This is a genomic window from Acinetobacter sp. YH12249 (assembly GCF_013417475.1).
Classification (GTDB): domain Bacteria; phylum Pseudomonadota; class Gammaproteobacteria; order Pseudomonadales; family Moraxellaceae; genus Acinetobacter.
On sequence record NZ_VPDX01000006.1, the window covers coordinates 132,054 to 154,599 of the forward strand.

Sequence of the window (22,546 nt, forward strand, 5' to 3'; positions counted from 1 at the left end):
GAACTTGAGGCAAAAACAGTATCATTTTAAAGTGAATAAGCAGGAAGTGAGAGATTTTCCTAGCCCATACGCCGATCACGATCCAGAAATAAAAATAGCAGACAGCCCAGACTAAAAGTGATTAAAAAGCCCTGGCTAAATTCATTGATAGAGCGGCCGGTAAAATAATACAGATCAGATCGCCAAGCATCATCCGGAATATAGCGCATATAGTCCCATGTCGAAAATAAACCTGTGAGCGTAGATAGACCGAATAGACCCCAGCAAAAGAGGAGGATCTTGTGACTGACGCTTAAATATTGCTGGTGAGTTTTATAGTAATGCAGACTCATCCATAGAATAAAAGGCAGAGCCAGAGCAGAAGTCCCGATCTGCAAAATCCGGTGTAGAGGATAAGTTCGTCCTAAAATTTGATACTGCTGGCTGAGAATGTCATAAAAGGCAAAGGTTCGAAAATCCACATGGGTGAGACCATCCCAAATAATATGGGTTGCTGTCCCAATCATCACTGCAATACACATAGCGCAAATAAATCTGAATGCTGAAAATAGATTATGAATATTTAAATCATGCTGTATGCCAATGAAACGATAAATCACTGGCCGGTAAATCAGGTACCAGACCGCACAAAAAATGAGACCAATCCATAAATCAGGGTGAATCAGCGAAGACCATAAATGAGTAATATTAGAATTCTTATGGGTAAAAAGACGGTACAGATCAGGAACCATGCTGCCAATCGCCAGTGCAGCAACAGGTAGCCGATTGCCAGTTAAATATGAAATAGGTGGAGCGAGTACAGCATGAGATAAAGTAAAGGGCATAAAAAATAGTGTTTTACTACAATGAAAAATATTCAAATGACATTCTAATAAAATATCTCATTGATTATCGTAAAAGATTGCAAAAACAATGAAATGTTATATTATAACAATATTCGAAATTGCTGAATTTGAGCTTGGGTCATGTCCTTTTCTAAGAATCTAATAACACTCTCAATTTTTGCTGTAGTTGCGCCTACGGTATTTGCTGAACAGTCATCTTCTTCTATTCCTGTACAAACCATGGATACCATTCAGGTACAAGCTCATCCACTGGTACAGACTGCGGCAGATTTTGCAGTTGCTGATCTGATGGTGGACCAGAAAGCCTTATCTGAACGTGCGACGACTATTGGTGATGCGCTGGCTGATGAACTTGGAGTGTATTCAAATCAGTATGGAACCGGAGCGAGCCGACCGGTAATCCGCGGCCAAGATGGTCCACGTGTCAAAGTTTTGCAGCATGCTTCTGAAACGGCTGATGTATCTACTCTATCTCCTGACCATGCGGTAACTGTTGATCCGATTCTGGCCAAACAGGTCGAAGTGATTCGTGGCCCATCAACTTTGCTTTATAGCGCGGGAACCGTCGGTGGTCTGGTTAATGTCACTGATCAGAAGATCCCAACCCAAATGCCGGAAGATGGTCTGGAAGGGACTGTTGGACTACGTTACAACTCGGGCAGTGATGAAAAACTGGCAAGTGCAGGCGTGACTGCTGCAGTCGGTGAAAATTTTGCGCTGCGTGTCGAAGGTACTAAACACAAAGCCAATGACTATATTGCGCCTGATTATGTAGTAGAAGAACCTCATGGCGATCATTCACATTTTCACAAAGAACGTCGTGTAGGTAATACCTTTGCTGAAGGCCAGACCGTGAATATTGGTGGATCATGGATTCATGATCGTGGTTTCGTTGGCCTGTCTTATAGCAACCGTCAGGATGAATATGGCTTGCCGGGGCATAGTCATGAATATCATGGCTGTGTATTGCATGGTGATCATTTCCATGGCTGTCCAGAGCTGGGTGCTACCGCAGAGCATGAAGAAGAGCATGGCGGACCATGGGTAGATCTGAAATCTGAACGTTATGAAGTACGTACTGAACTGGAACAGCCTTTTGCCGGTTTTGACAAGTTACGTGCCCATGCCAGCTTTACCGATTATGAGCATGATGAGCTGGAAGAAAATGAAGTGATTAGTAATTTCAAAAGCAAAGGCTACGATGGCCGTTTAGAGCTGGTGCATGTTCCGGTTGCTGGTTGGGAAGGGGTAATTGGCACCCAATATAGCCAGCAGAAAATCAATCTGGCTGCTACAGAACATGATCATCATGAAGATGGTGACGAAGATGATGAAGAACATCATGTTCATGGTTCAAGCGTAGTCATGCCAGATACCAAAACTGAAAAATACAGTCTGTTTGCTTTAGAGCATAAACAACTCGGTGATGTGCATGTCGAACTGGGTGCACGTGTTGATCATCAAAAAGTACAAGTTGAATCTGAACAGAAAAATTATTCAGGCACAGGTATCTCTGCTTCTGCCGCTGCGAATTGGGAATTTGCCCCGAACTATAAGTTATCCATTGTAGGTTCACATCAGCAACGTTTACCACTGGCGCAAGAGTTGTATGCCAATGGTCTGCATTTTGCCACCAATACCTATGAAGTCGGTAATCCTGATCTGGAAAAAGAAAGCTCGAATAACCTAGAGCTGGGTTTCGAATATGAAGGTGATAAGCTGGATTATCATGCGCATATTTACCATAACTGGTTTGATGACTATATCTACGGTGCGACTACGGCCAGAAATGGAAATTTGCGTGGGGTAGAATATACTCAAGATAAAGCTCGTTTCTATGGGGCTGAAGCGGAAGCTACTTATGCATTAAATGACACATACAAGTTTGGTGTGTTCGGTGATTATGTACGCGGCAAAATTGAGGGTGAAAATGCACCCCGTATTCCAGCAGGCCGCTTAGGAACCAAGGTTGAAGCAGACTTTGCCGATGGCTGGTCAGGAATGGCAGAGTATTATCATGTCTTTAATCAGGACAAAACGGCCAGTTATGAAGATGAAACCCAAGGCTATAACATGGTCAATGTCGGTCTAAGCTATGCTAATAGCATTGCTGATAAAAATGCCTATCGGGTTTATTTTAAAGCCAATAACCTACTCGATGATCAGGTCTATTCACATAGCTCATTCCTGTCGAATATTCCGCAAGTCGGACGTAATTTCACAGTCGGCGTACAATATGATTTCTAGGATTCAGATGAAATAACTGACCGAATCCAAGTACTGTCACTGAAATAGACTTGAAAAATCATCAGATTAAACCTAGCCTGAGTATATTGGGTTAGGTTTTTTTTTATGCGTATCTTTCAACGAATTCACAATAAACTGAACTGGTCAAACCGCCGTTATGCGGCCTTGATCATTGGTGTGCTGATGGCCAGTTATCTGGCTTCAGCAATTTATCATACTTATAAACCCTTACCTGAAGGGCTGAATTACACGGGTAAGCTGCGCCATGCACAGGTGAAATTTCTGGTCGATCAGACTTATCTGGATGCACAGGGCAAGCAGCAACTGGATCATCAGATTTTTAATGAAATGCTGAAAATGGTTGAGGAAGCAAAATCCCTGATCGTGCTGGATATGTTTCTGTTTAATCAGCAGACCGGTGCCTCTAAACAGGAACATCAGGCACTCAGCAAACAGCTCACAGAGGCCTTACTTAACAAGCGATTAATGCAGCCTGAAGTGGAAATCAAATTTATTACCGATCCGATTAATTCTGTCTACGGTGGAATTACAGCACAGCATTATCGTGAACTGCGTCAGGCGGGAGTAGATGTAATCGAAACCAATCTGACACCGCTGCGTGCTTCTAATCCAAGCTGGTCAGGTTTCTGGTATCTGTGCTGTCAGGGGATTGGCAATAATCCGGAAAAAGGCTGGTTGCCAAATCCGTTTGGTCCAGAAAAAGTGACCTTACGCAGTTATTTCGACCTGTTTAATTTCAAAGCCAATCATCGTAAAACACTGGTCGTCGATACAGATCAGGGCTGGAAAGCACTGGTTACCTCAATGAACCCACATGATGGCAGTTCACGGCACTCCAATATTGGTCTACTGGTCTGGGGCAGAACAGCGATTGATATTCTTGCGACAGAACAGGCGGTCGGGATCATGTCTCAAGCCAATATGCCGGCTGTGATTGCAGGTGAGTTTGAAGCAGAAAAAAAACAGCCTCAAGTTCAGGTACTAACTGAAAAAGCCATTTATGAGGGAGTTTTAAAGCTGCTTGAAACGGCGAAAGCAGATGAGCAGATTGATCTGGCCATGTTCTATCTGTCAGAACGTAAGATTGTGAAAGGGTTGATTGCAGCGCATGAGCGCGGAGTGAAACTTCGGGTTTTACTTGATCCAAATAAAGATGCATTTGGTCGTGAAAAAAATGGCATTCCTAACCGGCAGGTGGCTTCAGAACTGCATAAAGCTGGTATTCCGGTACGCTGGTGTAATACTCAAGGCGAGCAATGTCACAACAAAATTCTGATGAAATACGGCGCTCAGCGAGCTGAAATGATTTTAGGTTCCGCCAATTTCACGGCACGTAATCTGAAAAATTATAATCTGGAAACCAATCTGCGTGTGGTGGGTCAGCCTCAGGCTGAAGTCTTTAGCGATGCACAGCAGTATTTCAATACGGCCTGGTCTAATCTAAATAGCCGTTCCATGAGCGTGGACTATGCTCAATATGCTGAAGAGTCATTCTGGAAATACTGGTTATACCGTTTTATGGAATGGAGTGGTTGGTCGACGTTTTGATTTTAAATCCCTCCTAACCTCCCTTTAAAAAAGGGAGGAAAGTCCCTTTTTATTAAAGAGGGATTTAGGGAGATTTCTAGTATTAGCTTTTCGATTCTGGATTCGGTGGAACCAGTTGATCCAGTTCTTTATCTGTCAGCTCATCCAGTTCAGAGATATCAGTCTTGATTTTCCATTGAGATTCATCATCCACCGGATTTGGCAAACGTGCTTCTAGCCAGTCGCACACTACATCTGGTGGGAAGTCGGCATGATTACACTGAATGACCCAAGACAGGAAATCTTTAGCGACACCATTCATATAAGGCGGTGGAGAAACTGGAAGAAACTGAGTCGGCAGGCGCTCATTTTTAGAAATATAGTTCAGGACATGACCCAGTTCCTGCACAGTTTGCCATGCTAAAGGATGATCGACATTGATCTGAAATTTAAACCACCAAGCCTGTTTCCCATCTGAGCCATAGCTATCAATCAGTCCTTTTTGAACACTGGGTACCTTGCAAAAATATTCATATAAACGATCGAAATTTAAATCAGACACAGTATGCAACTCAAAGCATTAAAAAAGTGATATTAGCATACGCACTTCAGCGCTCATCACGCAAGCTGATTAAAGTCATGGAATCAATTACAAAACTTTGCAGCGGCAGGGGATTTATCCATATTTTCTGCATGGATTTTGGTTAAAATATGGGCACAAACTTTTGGAGGACGCACTTATGAAAATATTAGCTTCAGGTGCATTGCTGGCTTCATTCCTGTTCGGTATTGCAGTGCCCGCTTGGGCGGATAATGCCTGGGTAGGCTACACAGGTGTTGATCGTTCTAAACCTCAACATCGTCCTCCATCACGTCCTCATTATGCACCGCAGCCCCCTCATTCGCAGCGGCCTTATTCTCCGCAACGTCCGTCCCATGGCGGCTATTATCCTCCTGCGCAGAGCCAAAGCGGGTTCAATATCCAGTATCAGGCACCGACCACGATTTACCAGAATTCCAATAGCTATAGCTGGGTCAATGGTGATCCGAATGTAGCCCACATTGAAAGTTCGAGATATACAGTGATTACTGACTGGCAGCGTTTGGGATTACCTGCACCACCACGCGGAAGTTACTGGATTTATGAAAATGGACGTTATGTGTTGATGAATAACCGTTAAAAGAAATTCCCTCTCTTGTTAGGAGAGGTGATTAATTACCCTCTTGCGAAGCAGTGCTTCTCACCTTTTGCAAAGGGGGACTTTTCTATGACTATGCCAACTCATCATCTTCAGGACGTGGAGTTTTACCTTCTGGTAATGGCTTTTCGCTATGCTTGTCACGAATGACAGATGGATAGGTCCAGGACGCATAACGGACCACCAGAATGGCAAAAGCCAGAATCAGAATCGAACCGGTAATAATAACCTGATCCATGCTGGCTTTGTGTGTATGCTGAATATCAGAAATCAGTAAACGGGTCAGGGCAGTAATCGCAATATAAATCAGGAACCGAACTGGCATATGATTGGTCTTGAAATAGATGCCGACCATGGCACCAAGTTCCAGATAGATAAACAGCAAAAGAATATCATCAATGGTGGCAAACTGTTTGACGGTCAAAATGTCAAATACGGTATGACCTGCGGACCAGATCACCATACAGCCAATAATGAACAGCGCAAGATAATGGAAACTTTCCACGGCAAGGTTGCCAAAACGGTCGAGGAGAGTTTCTATTCTTTTTACTTTAGACTCAGATTTACTCATGTTCTCCTCCAGATTTTTCATGTGAAATAACATATGAACAGGAAAGAACTAGCAAAGATCATGCACAAAAAGAGAAAAATAAAATAAAAGTGAAATTATTCGAACTTTTGCACTTTTTTTGCACTAACTTGTTATATTGTATGAGAACTACATTGAATAAATAGGAGAAAAAAATGTTGGACAAAATTCAAACAAAAATTAGTCAATTAGAAGCAGGAAAAAAATTAATCCTGGGCACGGGGATCAAGGCTGAAGAGATGCAGAAGGTACTTGAACTGTGTGAATCTTTAGAGTCGCAAGGGGGAATTAAAATAGTGAATAAGCATTTCAATCCTAAAATAACGACGCAACCAGATACGATCTTGATTGAAAAAGTATAGTGCATAAAAAGCCCTGCAGATGCAGGGCTTTTTATATGGATTCACGTCAAGATTAAGCTTGAGTCGTGAAGTAATCTTCAGAGAAATTCATCACTACTTCGCAACCAGCTTTCACTTTAGTGATACGCAGTGCAAGTTCAGGCAAGATGCGTTGCGTGAAATAACGCGCCAGTGCCAGTTTGTTTTGGTAGAACTCGCCATCTTTGTCTTTTGCAGCATTGGCAATGCGCGCAAACATATAAGAGAAGCTCAATAGGCCTACTGCATGTAGGTAATCAACCGCTGCAGCATTCGGGAATTCTGCATTTTCGCCAGCAGCTTCAAGCACAAACTGAGTCAATGATTCTACTTCAGTAGCTGCATCTAAAGTTGCATCTTTAATGAAGTTCAGGTCTGCATCTAACTGGTTCGCAAAGTCGCGGATTTCTTCGATGTATTCACCGATGTACGCACCGCCACATTTAATGGTTTTACGGCCGATTAAATCTTGTGACTGAACGCCATTGGTTCCTTCATAAATCTGTGAGATACGCAGGTCACGGATACATTGTTCCATACCCCATTCACGGATATAACCATGTCCACCAAAGACCATTTGTGCATCTAGGGTTGCCTGGAATGCAGTATCCGTCAGGTAAGCTTTCGCGATTGGTGTCAACAGAGCAACACGGTCATTGGCTTTTTTTACGGCTTCAGGATCAGTCGAGAACTTAGTAATATCCAGTTGTTGACCGACATACACCGCAAATGCACGCGATGCTTCGTTGTTCGCACGAACATTCAGCAACATACGACGTACATCACCATGTACTAAAATGCTGTCTGCCGGTTTAGCTGGTGATTGAGCACCTAGGGCACTACGACCCTGTAAACGATCTGTCGCATATTGCGCAGCATTTTGATAAGCAAATTCTGAAGCACCTAGGCCCTGGATGCCCATAGACAGACGTTCGTAGTTCATCATCACGAACATGGCGGCCAGACCTTCATTTTCTTTACCCACCAGGTAACCTTTGGCACCGTCAAAGTTCATTACACAAGTCGCAGATGCCTTGATCCCCATTTTGTGTTCGATTGAACCTGGACCTACCGGGTTACGTTCGCCAATTGAACCATCTTCATTGACCAGGAACTTCGGTACGATGAACAGGGAAATACCGCGAGAGCCGGCAGGTGCATCAGGCGTTTTTGCCAGTACCAGATGAATAATGTTTTCAGCAAGATCGTGGTCACCACCCGTGATAAAGATTTTGGTACCGGTAATGCTATACGTGCCATCTTCATTACGTTCAGCTTTGGTTTTGATAATACCCAGATCAGTACCGGCATGTGGCTCAGTTAAGCACATGGTGCCTGACCATTCACCAGAATAGATTTTAGGAAGATAGGTTTCTTTTTGCTCTTGAGATGCATAGCTGTTTAAAGCCATACCTGCACCCACAGAAAGAAGCGGGTAGAGCATGAAAGATGGGTTAGTTGCAAACAGCATTTCATCAGAAAGTACGGTGAGCATTTTCGGCATTTCCTGGCCGCCCCATTCTGCATCGGCACCCAGACCGATCCAGCCGCCTTCAGCATATTGTTTGAATGCTTCTTTAAAGCCAGCTGGTGTGGTGACATTGCCATTTTCATATTTTGCGCCTTCTTCATCGCCGGTACGGTTCAGAGGAAGCATGACGTTTTGCGCAAACTTCGCCATTTCTTCAAGAATGGCTTCTGCTGTGGCAGTATCCAAGTGGGCAAGATTTTCATTGGCCTGCCAGAACTGTTCTGCATTGAAAACATCATTCAGGATGAATTTCATGTCAGCAAGTGGCGCGTTATAAATTGGCATAGTATGTCACCTGTTTTATTGTTTAATTGGATTGTTTTGGCTCAGTCTAAAGCATTAAAAATCTGAATGTTAGACGACTAAAGGTTAATTCTGTAACTCTTTATAAAGAAAAAGGACTGCCTGAAGATGGCCGTCCTTTTTCTTATTATGCATTTAAAACTGCATCAGCTTAGAATGCGAAATGTTCAGCATCTAAAGACATAAGCGGTTCTACACCAGTTGCAATCACGTCAACGTGTGAACGAACACGTGGCAGGATTTTCTTGAAGTAGAAGCGTGCAGTCGTCAATTTAGCATTGTAGAAGTCTGCATCAGTGGTACCTGCAGCAAGAGTCTCTTGAGCAACCAGTGCCATACGAGCCCACAGGTAAGCCAGTGTTACATAACCAGAGAAGTACAGGTAATCTACTGCAGCTGCACCCACTTCTTCAGGGTTTTGCATCGCACGCATACCAATCTGCATGGTCAGGTCACCCCATTCTTTGTTCAATGCCGCAAGCGGTTCAACAAATTCTTTCATTGCAGAATTGTCTTTGTTCGCTTCCGCAAATTTGTGGATGATCTTAGTGAAGTCTTTCAACATCGCACCTTGAGTACCCAGTACTTTACGGCCTAACAGATCCAGTGCTTGAATCTCAGTCGTACCTTCGTACAGGCAGGCAATACGTGTATCACGTACGATTTGTTCCATGCCATGCTCAGAGATAAAGCCGTGACCACCGAAGACTTGAACACCATGTTTCGCAGCTTCTGAACCAGTTTCAGTCAGGAATGCTTTTGCGATTGGAGTTAATAGCGACAGGATATTGTCAGCGAACTTGCGCTCTTCTTCAGAAGTACCTTGTTCAACCACATCAGCATATTGAGCCAACAGGTAAACCAGTGCACGACCACCTTCAGCAAATGCTTTTTGAGTTAAAAGCATGTTACGTACGGCTGGATGAACAATAATTGGATCAGCTTCTTTTTCAGGTGCCTTAGGACCCGAAAGAGAACGCATTGCCAGACGGTCTTTGGCATAAGTTAAAGCGCCTTGGAACGCCGCTTCAGATGCAGACAGACCTTGTACAGCAGTACCGATACGTGCAGTGTTCATGAAGGTGAACATGCAGTTCAGACCACGGTTTTCAGGACCGATCAGGAAGCCTTTGGCGTTATCGAAGTTGATGACACAAGTTGCGTTACCATGGATCCCCATTTTGTGTTCGATTGAACCACAACGTACGCCGTTACGCTCACCGATTGAACCGTCAGCATTCAGGTTGAATTTTGGTACGATGAACAGAGAAATACCTTTAGTACCTTTAGGCGCGCCAGGCAGACGAGCAAGTACGATATGGATAATGTTCTCTGCCATGTCGTGTTCACCAGCAGAGATAAAGATTTTCTCGCCAGAGATTGCATAGCTACCATCAGCTTGTGGTTCAGCTTTAGTGCGGATGATGCCGAGGTCAGAACCTGCATGAGATTCAGTTAGACACATGGTACCTGTCCATTCACCTGAAACCAGTTTAGGCAGGTAAGCGTCTTTTTGTTCTTGAGAACCGTGGTGTTCTAAAGTACGAACTGCACCATGAGACAGACCAGGGTACATACCCCATGCCCAGTTCGCAGTACCCACCATTTCAGAAAGAGTGATACCTAAAGAATTTGGTAAGCCTTGACCGCCGTATTGCTCTTCAGCAGAAAGAGAAGGGAAGCCTAGCTCGATGTATTTTTGGTACGCTTCTTTAAAGCCAGTCGGTGTCGTTACAACGCCGTCATTCCAGGTACAACCTTCACGGTCGCCGACCTGATTTAGAGGAGATAATTCATTTTCACAGAAGTCAGCTGCAGCTTCTAGGTACTGATCAACCAACTCACGGCTTACGTTTTCTTGAAACGCAGGAAGTTTTGCGTAATGTTCTTCAGCATTTAATAATTCGTGTAGAACGAATTGCATGTCACGTAAGGGCGCTTTGTATTGTGGCATATCGGTTTCCTCAATACTGGTTTAGACCAGCGTTATCATCCTAAATTAATTGAAACGTGCCTTCAGTGACACGTATTGCTATGAATCTAATCGTGCAACATCTTGCCCGGCCATACAAGCTTTCAGGCGGCTTTCTTGGTGACTATAAAGTCAAAGATTAATCTGCACGGAACAGTAAACATGTTGACTGCAAAGACTTTTGTAGAAATTAGCAGAACATGAATGGTCAAAAGAGGACTGAGGAGTCAGCTATAAAAAAAAGGCACCCGAAGGTGCCTGAATTTGAAGGAATAAGAAACGTAGAAGAAGATTAAGATGCAGCTTTAGTCATCTTAATGGGTGCATTCGGCTGGAAGTGCACGATACATTGACCATCAATAGTTTGAGTACCCGCTTTCACTTGAACGGCCTTGCCGTGGGTTTGACCTTTACAAGCGTTGGCAAACGCAGTTTGTAGAGCCTGACGTTCTGATAAACGCTGATCATACTGTTTAACCATTTCTGCACGTTGACTATCCGTTAATGCTTCTCCACGGTTCATATCACATCGGAATTCACCACGCATTGGACGATGTTCACCGCGCATACTACGGAATTCACCACGTTGACCTGTGATGCCTTTATGGTCAGGTTTGAAAGAAATCTTGCATTGACCATCAATGGTTTTATCACCCGCCTTGATTTGGACTGCACTACCTGCAGCTTTGCCGTCACAGGCCTGTTGAATCTGTTTATGCAATTGCATGCGTTCTGCACGAGTGGCTTTGAATTGTTCGCGTTGCTCTGGAGTAAGACGATGCTGTTTTTGACCTTCATGATGTTTCATCATACGAGAATGATCTTTCTGCTCATTCACATTGTTAGTCGATTGACAGGCAGTCAAGGCACCCATCGATAAAACACTGGCACTGATTAAGGCGATTTTTGTCATTGCTTTCATGTTTTTACCCCATTCAAGAGCTGATTCTTTTTGATGAGTAAAGATTAAATAATAAAGATGAAGAAACAATGGAGAGTTTTTTAAGTCTGTGTTCGCTACAATAATGAATATAGAGAAGAAAAACTGAGATTTTTACTTTGAAGATACGCCGTATTCCGATTGCATTACGTCTATTTTTGACTGTTTTATTGACCACCTTGGTAATTACCACGGTGAGTCTGGGCGTATTGCACCTGAATATGCAGCGCAACTTTACCCGCTATGTGGCGGATGTAGAAATGCAGAAGCTGGATCATGTAATCGAGAATCTGGCTGATGTCTATACGGTATATGAAGACTGGGGTAACGCCATTCAGGCGCAGATTCTGCAAATTGAAGGTGAAGCTGCACCGGATGATTATGACCGTTTATCGCGCTGGTGGTTGCGGCGTCAGTATGATATTGCCTTACAGCAGCGTTACTTTCAGGAGCAGACCTTAGCCACTGTAGCGCCTTCAAGTATGGTTGAACCAAATCTGACATCGCGTTCAGTCAATGAAGAAGAATTGCGTATTCTGGCATCTAACCTGCCTTCACAATTCCAGCCCTTTGAAGGTTTAAGATTTCCACTTAGTTCCAATCAGAACCTGTTTAGAACCGACCGTAAAGACAATAATGGCGGTCAACAGTCAGTTCAGCCGCCTACCGGCAAGAAGCAGTTCATCCAGATGCCAGATCGTCTGGGTCTAAGTTCACGCCTGTCACTCTATGATGCCAAACGGCGTTTTGTAGTAGGTGAGGCGTCAGATGAGCAGATTTCCTATCGTCCAATTATGGTCGAAAACCAGGTGGTCGGTTATCTCGGTTTGAAACCGGTTTTAGACCAAGATGATGCTTTAAGTATTAATTTCTTTAGTAATCAGAAACGTTACCTATTTTTAGTTTATGGTTTAAGTATTCTAGCCAGTCTGATTGCTGCATTATTACTGGCAACTTATTTTAAAAAACCGATTCAGCGTTTGTTGAACGGAACACGTGAATTGACTCGCGGTAATTATCAACATCAAGTGAAAGTGAAACGTAATGATGAGCTGGGTGATCTGTCTAATGAGCTGAATCAATTGGCAGTGATTCTGGATCAGCATGAAACTTCACGCCGTCAGTGGGTAGCAGATACTTCACATGAATTGAAAACTCCGCTGGCAGTCTTGCAGGCACAGATTGAAGCGATGCAGGATGGAATCCGTAAACCGACACCAGAGCATTTTGCGTCGATGTTGGCACAGGTAACCAGCCTGAAAAAACTGACTCAGGATCTGGCAGCTCTAGCGCAGGCTGATGCACAGCAATTACAGTTTTACTATGCAACTGTAAATCCATGGGAGGTGGTGCAGCAGGAATTGATGAACTTCCAGCCTAAATTTGAACAGGCTGATCTGAAAGTGACTATTGAAGGTGACGGTGCTGAAGTTGATCTAGATCTGGACCGTTTCAAGCAGATTGTAGCCAACCTGCTCAGCAACAGTATTCGTTATACAGAAGCCGGTGGACAGGTACATATCCATACCGAACAGAATGAGAAAGAATGGACCTTATATGTCGATGACAGTCCATTCGGTCTGACTGATGAGCAGCTGGCTCGCATTGGTGAACGTTTCTATCGTGTCGATGATTCGCGTACTCGTGCCACCGGTGGAACAGGCTTGGGTCTGGCCTTATCTTGTAAAATTACTCAGGCTATGGGTGGTAGCTTAAGCTTTGCACATTCACCATTAGGTGGTTTACGATGCAAACTGAGCTTTCCTAAACAAATGAAACCATAAAGGAAAATATATTCATGAAACATATTATGCTGGTTGAAGACGAAGTCGAACTTGCCCTGTTGGTGCGAGATTATCTAGAGGCTGCTGGTTTTGAAGTCAGCGTGTTTCATGATGGGCAAGAAGCATATAACAGTTTTACCCAGCGTAAACCGAGCCTGATGATCCTGGACTTGATGGTGCCGCGTATGGATGGTCTGACCATTTGCCGTAAAGTACGTGAGCAATCAGACTTGCCGATCATTATGGTGACTGCGCGTACTGAAGAAATTGACCGTGTACTGGGCTTGAATATGGGCGCGGATGACTATATCTGCAAGCCATTTAGTCCAAAAGAACTGGTTGCCCGTGTGCAAGCCGTATTACGCCGTTTAGACCGTAAAGCTGAGCCGGAAAGCAATGATCTATTCCGTATGGATAAATCACAACAGCGTATCTGGTACCAGCAAAAAGCCTTGAACCTGACACCGACTGAATTCCGTTTGCTGGAGCTGTTCCTAGAACATGTCGGCCAGGTGTATTCACGTGCACAGCTACTTGATCATATCAATCCGGACAGTTTTGATGTGGCAGACCGTGTGATTGATAGTCATATCAAGAACCTGCGTCGCAAAATTTCAGATGCTGCAGAAACCGGAAATCGTCATGAATGGATTCAGGCCGTTTATGGTGTAGGGTATCGTTTTGAATATCCTGAAGACTGATATTCGAATTCGTTAAAGAAAAGCGGATAGACTTCTTGGTTTGTTCGCTTTTTTATTTCTGAAAATGATCAATATAAGAGAGCCAAAATAATGAAAATCATCATTCGGGATGAACGGCTAGAAGATATTCTAGCCATTGCTAAATTGACCCGAGCGGCTTTTCAAAATACTGACCATTCAAGTCATACTGAACAATTTATTGTCAATGCTTTGCGCACGCATGGGCAGTTAACGATTTCTCTAGTTGCACTTGAAAATAATCAGCTGGTTGGCCATGTGGCTATTTCACCTGTCACTATCTCTTCAGGTGAAACTGGCTGGTACGGTCTTGGCCCAATTTCGGTATTACCTGCAAAACAAGGACAGGGAATCGGCACTTTACTTATACGGGTAGCTTTAGATCGCCTGCAACAGTTGGGGGCTCAAGGATGTGTAGTGCTCGGTGATCCTCAATATTATGGTCGTTTCGGGTTTAAGGCTTTTCCAGAACTTTACCTCAAGGATGTTCCTCCAGAATATTTTCAAGTCATTGCATTTAATGGATCTATTCCACAGGGAGAAGTGGTCTACCATGAGGCGTTTAATGCGACACAATAATTCATCAAAAACGAGCTATTTCTATTTAGAAGTTATGGAGTTTTGAAATGTAAAATAGCTTTTAACTAGTATCTATTATGAAATCAATTATTTATATTTCTTTTTATCTGAGTAGATACAAAAAATAAAAGTTTAATAATTAATAACTTAAATTTATGTATTAGTTGATTAGTTGGATACCCGCTACAATTCGGTTTTTTATTCATCATGAGAGCGTGTCTTGGAGAGTGAAACACCGCAACTACAGCGCCGTTTAAAGAACCGTCATATCCAGCTGATTGCTATGGGCGGGGCCATTGGAACCGGATTATTCTTGGGGTCCGCACAGATTATTCAGTCCGCAGGACCTTCCATTATTCTGGGCTATTTGATTGGTGGTTTGATTGCATTCCTGATTATGCGCCAGTTAGGTGAGATGATTGTGCATGAGCCTGTGACTGGTTCATTCAGTTATTTTGCATTTAAATACTGGGGTAAATTTCCAGGCTTTTTAACCGGCTGGAATTACTGGATTTTATATATTCTGGTCGCAATGACAGAGCTGACCGCCATTGGCAAATATATCAATTACTGGTGGCCACATATTCCAGCCTGGGTATCTGTACTCATTTTCTTTTTGGCGGTAACCCTTGCCAACCTAGCCAATGTCAAAATTTATGGTGAGTCTGAGTTCTGGCTATCGATGATTAAAGTCTTTGCCATCATTGCAATGATTATCTTTGGCATATATTTGCTCCTCACTGCTGATGCAACCTCAACTGCTTCGATCAGCAATTTATGGATTCATGGTGGATTTTTTCCGAATGGCTTTGATGGGCTGTTTTATATGCTCGCCTTTATGATGTTTGCCTTTGGCGGCATTGAGCTGATTAGTATGGCAGCGGCAGAAACCGAAAATCCTGGCAAGAACATTCCACGTGCCGTGAATCAAACTGTGATTCGGGTATTTTTATTTTATATCTGCTCGCTTGCCGTATTACTTTCACTTGTACCATGGAATCAGCTGAATTTAGGCGATTTAGATCATAGTCCATTTGTAATGATTTTCAGCCAGATGGGGATTGAATGGGCTGCACATTTACTGAATTTTATTATTTTAACTGCATCACTTTCAGTCTGTAATAGTGGCATGTATGCCAATAGCCGTATGTTGATGGGGCTGGCTCAACAAGGAAATGCACCGCAATTATTTAAGAGCGTGAATAAATGTGGTGTGCCTGTGGCTGCGGTATTGTTCTCCGCATTTCTGATCTTTGGCTGTGTGATCCTGAATTACTTTATGCCTGAAAAAGCATTGAGTTACCTGATTTATATTGTGGTAGCAGCTGCGGTATTGAACTGGATGATGATCAGTTTGATTCATTTGAAATTTAGACAAGCCATCAAACGAAAGGGGATTCAAACCGGATTCCCAGCGATCTTTGCGCCGTTTAGCAACTATTTTGTTTTAGCTTTTATGCTGATGATTTTATACATCATGTGGACACAAGGCTTTATGTTGTCAGTGTTAATGTTGCCGGTGTGGATTGCGGTGTTGTTTGGCGTGTTTAAGTTGGTGAAGAAAGAGGCTTAAACTAGCAAATGGACTCGGATGAGTCCATTTTCATATGTATACATCTAAGCATTACTTTAATTTATGGTGAATGACTTCTTTAAACTCAGCCATAGTTTCACATTGATCAAAAATTTTAAAATATTCTAAAGCAACATTTCTAGCTTGATTAGAAATACGACTAAAATGTGCTGGGTGAGGGACTCTTAGAATTAAAATCTCGTCGTTCCAAATTTTCATGCTGAATTTATCAATAGGTTCTTTTAATAACAATCGATCATTTGAAGTAAGGTGTAATTTTTCCTCTAATTTAGGGAAATTATTGTGGTACTGCCCAACAAAAAAAATAACACGTGGTTGAGTATCTTTGATTTGCTGGGATAAATTTAGAATAGACAATTCTTGAAGATACAAGAAAATATCCTTATATGTTTTATTTTTACTTAAAGTATTGAATGAGGCTTTTTTATAGTCAAATAAATAAAAATTTAGCCATTGAATAGGTTCTTGATGATTTTGAATTTTAATTTTTTAGAAATTGTAAAAAACTACTATGCTTAGGTGATTGAGAGTAAAGCTCTTGATGACGACGAACACTATTTTGAATCACAGTGTCGAAATTAATATCTTCATTTAAAAAGTTACTTAATCGACTTTGCCAACCTTTTGTTTCTTGACCAACCAGCAACACCTTATTCTTTGATGAATAAAAATTTTCATCCAAGAATGGAATAAATGGATAACTTAAATGATGTAAACATTCTTTTTGTTCTGTCGGGATTTCAATTAATTTTGATCTTAAATCAATTAATGTGCTGTGTTGGTTAATCATAGTTTGAGTGATTTTTAACATCTTAATATTATTTGATTTAATCACGTTATCTTATGATTGAACAAGATAATTGTAATGGATGAGAGGTCATTTTATAAGGTTGAAGTTCCAGACTTATTTTTCTAATGTTCGTAATAAGTCAATTCGTACTTTTTCTGCTTTCTTTAATTTCAATATTACTAATTCATAAGAATTCTGTACTAGATCCTCAACCAGAGATTCATCCAGTTCATTATCTTCATACACTGAAATCCAGTGTTGTTTATTCATATGCCAGCCAGCATGGATATAAGAATAAATATCTCGCAGCATAGCAGCATGATCAGGCGCTACTTTTAAATTAATGACAGCTTTGCCTTGAAGATAAAACTGAAGCATAAAGACTTTATCTAGCACTTTGAATACATCACAACCTTCACCGAAAGGCTGAGTCACAGTGACTTCAGGTAAACTTATCGCTATCTGTGTTGAGATTTGATGTAAGGTCATAAGTTATGAATAAACCGAAATAAAACTGTGGATAATGCTTAAATTATCCACAGTTTTTGGTCGTCTTATGAATAAATTAAGATGAACAACTCACCATGACTTCAGGCACATCACTCGGCAATGGTCCTAGATCTTCAGGGTGTTCCAGATCTGGCTGTTTTAAATAAGGCTGACTTAATAATTTAAACAGGCGATCGACTTCGGAAAAGTCATCCCGCTCAGCTAGTTCAATGGCTTTCTGTGCCATATGATTGCGCAGGATATAGTGTGAATTGACGAGTTGCATGGCGGCATCTAATTCTCCAGTATCCTGATGTTCGCGGATCGCTTCATATTGAGTCAGGAATGCTTCAAACTGACGGCGATCCAAACAATCATCCTTGATTGCTTCATATTCATGATTCTGCAGGCGAATAAAGCTTTGCGTATAGTCGAGTTGCTCGCTTTGTAAGATTCTGAGAAAAGCCATGGCGCAGTCAAAGCTGTCTTTGTGAAAACTCGGTAAGCCCATTTTCTGGTTTAGGCCATGCTTATAATGTTCCAGGAAGGTCGGTTCATAATGTTCCAGACATTGGGCCAGATCCTGTTTCCATTGTTCTTCATCATAGTTTTCAGGACATAATGGAATCAGGTTATTCAGCCACATCCACAAGTTCCAGTGGCCGATGCTTGGTTGCTGCTGATAAGTATAGCGACCCTGATAATCCGAGTGGTTATTAATCCAGTTGGGACGGAAACGCTCCATAAACCCATACGGGCCAAAGTCTAGCGTTGAACCAGTAATATTCAGGTTGTCAGTGTTCATGACACCATGCGCAAATCCGACCAGCTGCCATTTGGCAATCATCACTGCCGTGCGCTGAATCACTTGGGTAGCAAATGCCAGAATAGGCTGTTCTGCTTGCAGACATTGCGGGTAATGCCATTCCATACATTTTTGTGTGAATACAGGCAATAGGTCTGGCTGATACTGATTGATCCATTCAAAATGTCCAAACCGGATATGACAGTCAGACGTCCGTAATAGCATTGCACCCGGTTCCAGTTTTTCACGCTGTACACCTTGAGCGGAAGAGGTAAAACCAACCGCATTACTGGACTCTACACCTAGTGCATTTAAGGCGTGTCCGGCTAGGTATTCCCGAATCACCGAGCGTAACACTGCACGACCATCTCCCATACGTGAATAAGGCGTTGCACCAGCACCTTTTAAATGCAGATCAATGGTCTGATGATCTTTATCCAGAATCTGAGCGATCAATAAACCACGTCCATCACCCAATTGACCTGCCCATTGACCAAACTGATGGCCAGCATAAACCATGGCCAAAGGTTCAAACTCAGCAAAGGTTTTTTGACCACTACAGATTTCGACCCATTGTGCTTTATCTTCCTCAGACCATTGCAGTTGCTCAGCAAGCGCAGCATTAAAATGTCCCGCTTTAGTACCTTTTAAAGGTAGCGGGGGCTGATGATGATAAAGGCGAGAAGGGAGAGTTTGATATCGGGAATTAAAATACATAGCAGTCAAAATATTTAGGCAATAAAAGCAATATAACAAAGATCTCTGTTTAAAACTGTTGTAAAAGGAAAGTATAAGTAAGACAGGCAGAAATAAAAAAGCTCCTGATTTCAGGAGCTTTTTTGAGAATTCAAATCTTATTGAGAGACAGGCGCTTTTTTCAAATTACGTACTAACAGATTAAGTGTTTCACGATGATGAGAAAGACGCTGTTCGACTAATTGAAATTCAACTTTAAGTTTGTCATCCATCTGGTGAATTTTTTCTGCTACAGCAGCCTTTTTCACCTGAATTTCCTGTTCTTTGAGTTTAGCCCAGTCATTCAATGTTTGAGTAAAGGCTTCATACTCCTGAGCAATTTTACTTTTCACATTGATAATGTCTTCATTGACATTATGACCATATACCGCCAGATCCTGCTCAGCATATTTAAACTTCATTGCCAGTTCAGCTTTTTTGATATTAAAGCTTGGAATACGGCGCAGATTTTTAGCCAGGCCCAGTTTAGAGCAAGTCCAGATTAACCATTTGGTTGGATCATATTGCCACCATTTCACGCCATTACGGTAATCATACTGGAAGATGTGATGGTAGTTATGATAACCCTCACCCCAAGTTGCAATTGCTAACCAGAAGTTGTCACGTGCAGTGTTTTCATCCGTATAAGGACGTGAACCCCACATATGGCATAGTGAGTTGATGAAGAAGGTCACGTGATGGCTCAGGATCAAACGAACCAGACCACCCAATAATAATACACCCCAAACATCGCCTACAGCCCAGCCAATTGGCAATAGAATCGCAGCATGTACTGCAATTACTAGAGGCACATAGTATTTGTGCTGGAACATAACGACTTTGTCGTTTTGCAGGTCTGGTGCATTCTTATAGTTTGGCTCAGCAGCAGGATAGTCACGCAGCATCCAGCCCAGGTGTGCATACCAGAAGCCGTTATTAATTGAATATGGGTCTTTTTCGACGTCATCGACATGACGGTGATGGGTACGGTGACCTGAACCCCAGTACAGAATACTGTTCTGCACGGCAAAGGTACCCATGATCATTAAAATGAATTTTAAAGGTAAAGTCGCTTCATAAGCACGATGTGCCCAAAGACGATGATAGCCCGCTGTAATCCCCAGGCTGCTAACGCCGAGCAAAACAAACATACTGATCCAAGCGGCAAGGCTAAAATCATGGTGATACGCATATAACGGAATCGCGATAACAGCTACAATGGGTAAAACTACCAGAGCAAACACAGCGACCCAGTTAATTGGGGCTTGAGGTAGGGGAGCATTCATCTCCAACAGCACTCCTGGAACCTGGGAAGGTATAACAAAAAGCAGAGGCCGCTATTGTTTATTTTAACAGCGGTTAAGTCATTCATATTAGCACGCCCCCTAGGGCATCACTAGCATTATTGTACGGTTGTATTGTACTTATCGGTAACAGAATAAGTAGGATGAAAACTACCATTTTCGCGGGCTAGACAGGCTCTGATTTCCGAGTAAATCACTGAGATTTTTGAAGCTTTTAATCAAATTTATTTTCTTAAAATGAGTTAAGTGAATGTTCATTTTTTCTACTAGATTGCAGAGAAATAAATTTGTAAGCAAACCCGTAACCCAAAGTTAAACAAGATTACAGACAGGCATTCTTCTTTAAATTATTTTTCAAGGCTTAAAGAAAAATAATCTATATATAGAATCTTGCATTTTGGGTCATTTAAAGATGTTGCATCATTAACTTCGGATAATCGGTAATGAGACCCTGAATACCCCAGTCGCGTAATTCTTTGGCACGATTAACATCATTTACGGTCCAGACGCTGATGGTGAGTTCGGCAGCTTGTGTGGCCTGAATAATATCTTTGCTGGCCAGCTCATTCATCCAGCCAATCTGACAACAGCCAAGTTCTAAAGCTTGATCAATCGCCTGATATTTCACATCTGTTTCAATCAGAAGGCCGCGTTTTAAACTGGAATTTTGCTGTTGCAAAGCCTGATGGATTTTAGGATCAAAACTGGTAATCACGACTGACTGCTCATAACCCTGTAACTGCTGTTCAAGCTCAAGCGTGATTTTTTCAGCATCGGCCTGGCTCGCTACACTTTTGACTTCAACTTCAATATGGTCAAAGTTATGAATCACGGTTAAGGTCTGATCCAGCATAGGAGTGGCTTCGACCTTGTTCCATTCTGACCATTTTACTGCGTGATTATATTGACTGAGATCCTGACGGCTACATTCGTAGAGGGGCTTTTGCAAACCGGTAGTGCGTACAAAATTATCATCATGCATGATGATCAGGGCATTGTCTTTAAGCTGGCGTACGTCAAATTCGACTGCGCGAATCCCGATATCCTGAATATATTGAAAACCGCCTAGTGTATTTTCAGGTGCTTCCCCACGCGCACCGCGATGTCCAATTATGCGCATGCTGCGATAACCTGAAGAAGTGAAGATGAAAACATAATGATGAAGAGTTGTGACAGGAGTATTGCAATATTCTGCGCCTGAAACACTTTGTTGCAAATACTGTTGGCGCAGAATTTTCCGTGCAATTTAATACATTTTAGCGGATTTATTGATCAATGGTTTCGTTGATATTTTTTTGCCATAACACCTCAGAACCACCTTCAACACGTTGCAAGGTGCGTGAAGCCACAAACAGCCAGTCAGATAGGCGATTTAATAGCTGCAGGGAAGTCGCCTGAATATTCTGGTCGCGTGAGTGAACTGACATCACGCTGCGCTCTGCACGACGGCACACGGCACGGGCTTGATGAGCAAAACTGCAAACTAAAGTACCCGCAGGCAAAATAAAATCTTTCAGCATTGGCAAAGCTTCATTCATACGATCGATGTCATTTTCCAGAAAATCAATCGAGACTGGTTGAACCAGGTTAAAGCCAGGGATACACACTTCACCACCCAGATCAAACAACCAGTGCTGGATCAGGCTTAAAGATTTATCCCAAGTCGCTTTATCCTGAATGCTGCTTGCCGCGATTTGTGCGCGTAAAACCCCAATGATGGCATTTAGTTCATCCACATCCCCAAGCGCGGTAATGCGCAAGTCATCTTTGGCTACACGTGAACCATCACCGAGTCCTGTGGTACCTGAATCGCCTGTGCGCGTGTAAATTTTACTTAAACGGTGACCCATGAGAGTTCCTTAAATAACCCGAATCGCGGATAAAAAATTGACTTGAAAAATAAGAGGACTAGAGCCATCAGTTGAGTTACCACACAAAACTTAAAACTCTAGTCCCGATGTTTAATAGTACCGAATTATTTTGCGTAATTGATGATTTCTTTCTTAAATTTGAAGCAACCTACTGGAATTTCCTTAAACAAAGTCGTCGTTTCTCCAGAGTCCGAGCCGCTCACTTGAGTATCTCAGAAATCACTTTTATCGCGATCTGGTATAAATGTTCTCATTTCACTAATTTCAAAGCATTTTTCACATGGTTGAAACAGGATAAAAATCATTTATTTAAAAGCTTACC

At 42.4% G+C, this 22,546-nt stretch carries 21 protein-coding genes and 1 pseudogene; 9 read left to right on the forward strand and 13 right to left on the reverse strand.

Features of this window, described 5'->3' with window-relative positions; all coding sequences use genetic code 11:
- Positions 1-59 precede the first annotated feature (59 nt).
- A complete protein-coding gene (locus FTV25_RS05420) occupies positions 60-824 on the reverse strand; it encodes a DUF4184 family protein (RefSeq protein ID WP_180002344.1) in 765 nt (254 codons plus the stop codon).
- 141 nt (positions 825-965) lie between these two features.
- Here FTV25_RS05420 and znuD point away from each other — a divergent pair, with 141 nt between their 5' ends.
- Together znuD and FTV25_RS05430 are read left to right on the forward strand one after the other, a co-directional pair.
- On the forward strand, positions 966-3,092 hold the full coding sequence (gene znuD, locus FTV25_RS05425; protein ID WP_180002343.1) for a zinc piracy TonB-dependent receptor ZnuD: 2,127 nt from the start codon (positions 966-968) through the stop codon (positions 3,090-3,092).
- A 105-nt stretch (positions 3,093-3,197) separates the two neighbouring features.
- Entirely contained in the window at positions 3,198-4,661 is a 1,464-nt protein-coding gene (locus FTV25_RS05430) for a phospholipase D family protein (protein WP_180002342.1), read from the forward strand.
- A gap of 82 nt (positions 4,662-4,743) precedes the next feature.
- On the opposite strand, the gene FTV25_RS05435 is transcribed toward FTV25_RS05430, so the two are convergent.
- On the reverse strand, positions 4,744-5,202 hold the full coding sequence (locus FTV25_RS05435) for a hypothetical protein (protein WP_125279367.1): 459 nt from the start codon (positions 5,200-5,202) through the stop codon (positions 4,744-4,746).
- A 178-nt stretch (positions 5,203-5,380) separates the two neighbouring features.
- Here FTV25_RS05435 and FTV25_RS05440 point away from each other — a divergent pair, with 178 nt between their 5' ends.
- A complete protein-coding gene (locus FTV25_RS05440; protein WP_180002341.1) occupies positions 5,381-5,821 on the forward strand; it encodes an RcnB family protein in 441 nt (146 codons plus the stop codon).
- A gap of 91 nt (positions 5,822-5,912) precedes the next feature.
- Here the strand turns inward: FTV25_RS05440 and FTV25_RS05445 are convergent, their stop codons facing one another.
- Complete coding sequence (locus FTV25_RS05445) at positions 5,913-6,410, reverse strand: phosphate-starvation-inducible protein PsiE (protein WP_005232065.1); 498 nt, start codon at positions 6,408-6,410, stop codon at positions 5,913-5,915.
- Positions 6,411-6,583: 173 nt separating this feature from the next.
- Here FTV25_RS05445 and FTV25_RS05450 point away from each other — a divergent pair, with 173 nt between their 5' ends.
- Complete coding sequence (locus FTV25_RS05450) at positions 6,584-6,790, forward strand: hypothetical protein (protein WP_125279369.1); 207 nt, start codon at positions 6,584-6,586, stop codon at positions 6,788-6,790.
- A gap of 52 nt (positions 6,791-6,842) precedes the next feature.
- Here FTV25_RS05450 and FTV25_RS05455 read toward each other — a convergent pair whose 3' ends face one another.
- The 3 genes from FTV25_RS05455 to FTV25_RS05465 all read right to left on the reverse strand — a co-directional run bounded on the left by FTV25_RS05455 (position 6,843) and on the right by FTV25_RS05465 (position 11,536).
- A complete protein-coding gene (locus tag FTV25_RS05455) occupies positions 6,843-8,624 on the reverse strand; it encodes an acyl-CoA dehydrogenase C-terminal domain-containing protein (protein WP_005232064.1) in 1,782 nt (593 codons plus the stop codon).
- A gap of 169 nt (positions 8,625-8,793) precedes the next feature.
- On the reverse strand, positions 8,794-10,596 hold the full coding sequence (locus FTV25_RS05460; protein WP_159124145.1) for an acyl-CoA dehydrogenase C-terminal domain-containing protein: 1,803 nt from the start codon (positions 10,594-10,596) through the stop codon (positions 8,794-8,796).
- 310 nt (positions 10,597-10,906) lie between these two features.
- The gene (locus FTV25_RS05465; protein ID WP_180002340.1) at positions 10,907-11,536 is read right to left on the reverse strand and encodes a hypothetical protein; all 630 of its coding nucleotides are present in this window, start codon (positions 11,534-11,536) and stop codon (positions 10,907-10,909) included.
- 137 nt (positions 11,537-11,673) lie between these two features.
- Here FTV25_RS05465 and baeS point away from each other — a divergent pair, with 137 nt between their 5' ends.
- The 4 genes from baeS to FTV25_RS05485 all read left to right on the forward strand — a co-directional run bounded on the left by baeS (position 11,674) and on the right by FTV25_RS05485 (position 16,209).
- Positions 11,674-13,338, forward strand: coding sequence for a sensor histidine kinase efflux regulator BaeS (baeS, locus tag FTV25_RS05470; protein WP_180002339.1), 1,665 nt, complete (start codon positions 11,674-11,676; stop codon positions 13,336-13,338).
- Between the two features lie 14 nt (positions 13,339-13,352).
- Positions 13,353-14,039, forward strand: coding sequence for a response regulator (locus FTV25_RS05475; protein WP_034704234.1), 687 nt, complete (start codon positions 13,353-13,355; stop codon positions 14,037-14,039).
- Between the two features lie 90 nt (positions 14,040-14,129).
- Entirely contained in the window at positions 14,130-14,636 is a 507-nt protein-coding gene (locus tag FTV25_RS05480) for a GNAT family N-acetyltransferase (protein WP_180002338.1), read from the forward strand.
- A gap of 220 nt (positions 14,637-14,856) precedes the next feature.
- Positions 14,857-16,209: an amino acid permease gene (locus tag FTV25_RS05485; RefSeq protein WP_180002337.1), complete on the forward strand. Its 1,353-nt coding sequence runs from the start codon at positions 14,857-14,859 to the stop codon at positions 16,207-16,209.
- A 51-nt stretch (positions 16,210-16,260) separates the two neighbouring features.
- Here the strand turns inward: FTV25_RS05485 and FTV25_RS16045 are convergent, their stop codons facing one another.
- The 7 genes from FTV25_RS16045 to FTV25_RS05515 all read right to left on the reverse strand — a co-directional run bounded on the left by FTV25_RS16045 (position 16,261) and on the right by FTV25_RS05515 (position 22,203).
- Positions 16,261-16,602, reverse strand: coding sequence for a hypothetical protein (locus FTV25_RS16045; RefSeq protein WP_257218913.1), 342 nt, complete (start codon positions 16,600-16,602; stop codon positions 16,261-16,263).
- A 109-nt stretch (positions 16,603-16,711) separates the two neighbouring features.
- Complete coding sequence (locus FTV25_RS16050) at positions 16,712-17,041, reverse strand: hypothetical protein (RefSeq protein WP_257218912.1); 330 nt, start codon at positions 17,039-17,041, stop codon at positions 16,712-16,714.
- A gap of 93 nt (positions 17,042-17,134) precedes the next feature.
- Entirely contained in the window at positions 17,135-17,509 is a 375-nt protein-coding gene (locus tag FTV25_RS05495; RefSeq protein WP_179993264.1) for an MmcQ/YjbR family DNA-binding protein, read from the reverse strand.
- Positions 17,510-17,585: 76 nt separating this feature from the next.
- The gene (locus tag FTV25_RS05500; RefSeq protein WP_180002336.1) at positions 17,586-19,031 is read right to left on the reverse strand and encodes a YdiU family protein; all 1,446 of its coding nucleotides are present in this window, start codon (positions 19,029-19,031) and stop codon (positions 17,586-17,588) included.
- A 137-nt stretch (positions 19,032-19,168) separates the two neighbouring features.
- Complete coding sequence (locus FTV25_RS05505; protein WP_180002335.1) at positions 19,169-20,335, reverse strand: acyl-CoA desaturase; 1,167 nt, start codon at positions 20,333-20,335, stop codon at positions 19,169-19,171.
- A gap of 424 nt (positions 20,336-20,759) precedes the next feature.
- Positions 20,760-21,473 carry a glycerophosphodiester phosphodiesterase gene (locus tag FTV25_RS05510; RefSeq protein WP_104495371.1) on the reverse strand — a complete coding sequence of 238 codons (714 nt, stop codon included), beginning with the start codon at positions 21,471-21,473 and terminating at the stop codon, positions 20,760-20,762.
- A 145-nt stretch (positions 21,474-21,618) separates the two neighbouring features.
- A complete protein-coding gene (locus FTV25_RS05515; protein WP_180002334.1) occupies positions 21,619-22,203 on the reverse strand; it encodes a cob(I)yrinic acid a,c-diamide adenosyltransferase in 585 nt (194 codons plus the stop codon).
- A 107-nt stretch (positions 22,204-22,310) separates the two neighbouring features.
- Here FTV25_RS05515 and FTV25_RS05520 point away from each other — a divergent pair.
- Positions 22,311-22,546 (forward strand): annotated as a pseudogene (locus FTV25_RS05520) (IS982 family transposase); the annotation flags it as partial.

Excerpts from the sequence above, each read along its gene's own strand:
- FTV25_RS05420 (WP_180002344.1), bottom strand. The coding sequence starts at position 824 with ATGCCCTTTACTTTATCTCATGCTGTACTCGCTCCACCTATTTCATAT.
- znuD (WP_180002343.1), top strand. The coding sequence starts at position 966 with ATGTCCTTTTCTAAGAATCTAATAACACTCTCAATTTTTGCTGTAGTT.
- FTV25_RS05430 (WP_180002342.1), top strand. The coding sequence starts at position 3,198 with ATGCGTATCTTTCAACGAATTCACAATAAACTGAACTGGTCAAACCGC.
- FTV25_RS05440 (WP_180002341.1), top strand. The coding sequence starts at position 5,381 with ATGAAAATATTAGCTTCAGGTGCATTGCTGGCTTCATTCCTGTTCGGT.
- FTV25_RS05445 (WP_005232065.1), bottom strand. The coding sequence starts at position 6,410 with ATGAGTAAATCTGAGTCTAAAGTAAAAAGAATAGAAACTCTCCTCGAC.
- FTV25_RS05450 (WP_125279369.1), top strand. The coding sequence starts at position 6,584 with ATGTTGGACAAAATTCAAACAAAAATTAGTCAATTAGAAGCAGGAAAA.
- FTV25_RS05455 (WP_005232064.1), bottom strand. The coding sequence starts at position 8,624 with ATGCCAATTTATAACGCGCCACTTGCTGACATGAAATTCATCCTGAAT.
- FTV25_RS05460 (WP_159124145.1), bottom strand. The coding sequence starts at position 10,596 with ATGCCACAATACAAAGCGCCCTTACGTGACATGCAATTCGTTCTACAC.
- FTV25_RS05465 (WP_180002340.1), bottom strand. The coding sequence starts at position 11,536 with ATGAAAGCAATGACAAAAATCGCCTTAATCAGTGCCAGTGTTTTATCG.
- FTV25_RS05475 (WP_034704234.1), top strand. The coding sequence starts at position 13,353 with ATGAAACATATTATGCTGGTTGAAGACGAAGTCGAACTTGCCCTGTTG.
- FTV25_RS05480 (WP_180002338.1), top strand. The coding sequence starts at position 14,130 with ATGAAAATCATCATTCGGGATGAACGGCTAGAAGATATTCTAGCCATT.
- FTV25_RS16050 (WP_257218912.1), bottom strand. The coding sequence starts at position 17,041 with ATGTTAAAAATCACTCAAACTATGATTAACCAACACAGCACATTAATT.
- FTV25_RS05495 (WP_179993264.1), bottom strand. The coding sequence starts at position 17,509 with ATGACCTTACATCAAATCTCAACACAGATAGCGATAAGTTTACCTGAA.
- FTV25_RS05500 (WP_180002336.1), bottom strand. The coding sequence starts at position 19,031 with ATGTATTTTAATTCCCGATATCAAACTCTCCCTTCTCGCCTTTATCAT.
- FTV25_RS05505 (WP_180002335.1), bottom strand. The coding sequence starts at position 20,335 with ATGAATGCTCCCCTACCTCAAGCCCCAATTAACTGGGTCGCTGTGTTT.
- FTV25_RS05510 (WP_104495371.1), bottom strand. The coding sequence starts at position 21,473 with ATGCGCATAATTGGACATCGCGGTGCGCGTGGGGAAGCACCTGAAAAT.
- FTV25_RS05515 (WP_180002334.1), bottom strand. The coding sequence starts at position 22,203 with ATGGGTCACCGTTTAAGTAAAATTTACACGCGCACAGGCGATTCAGGT.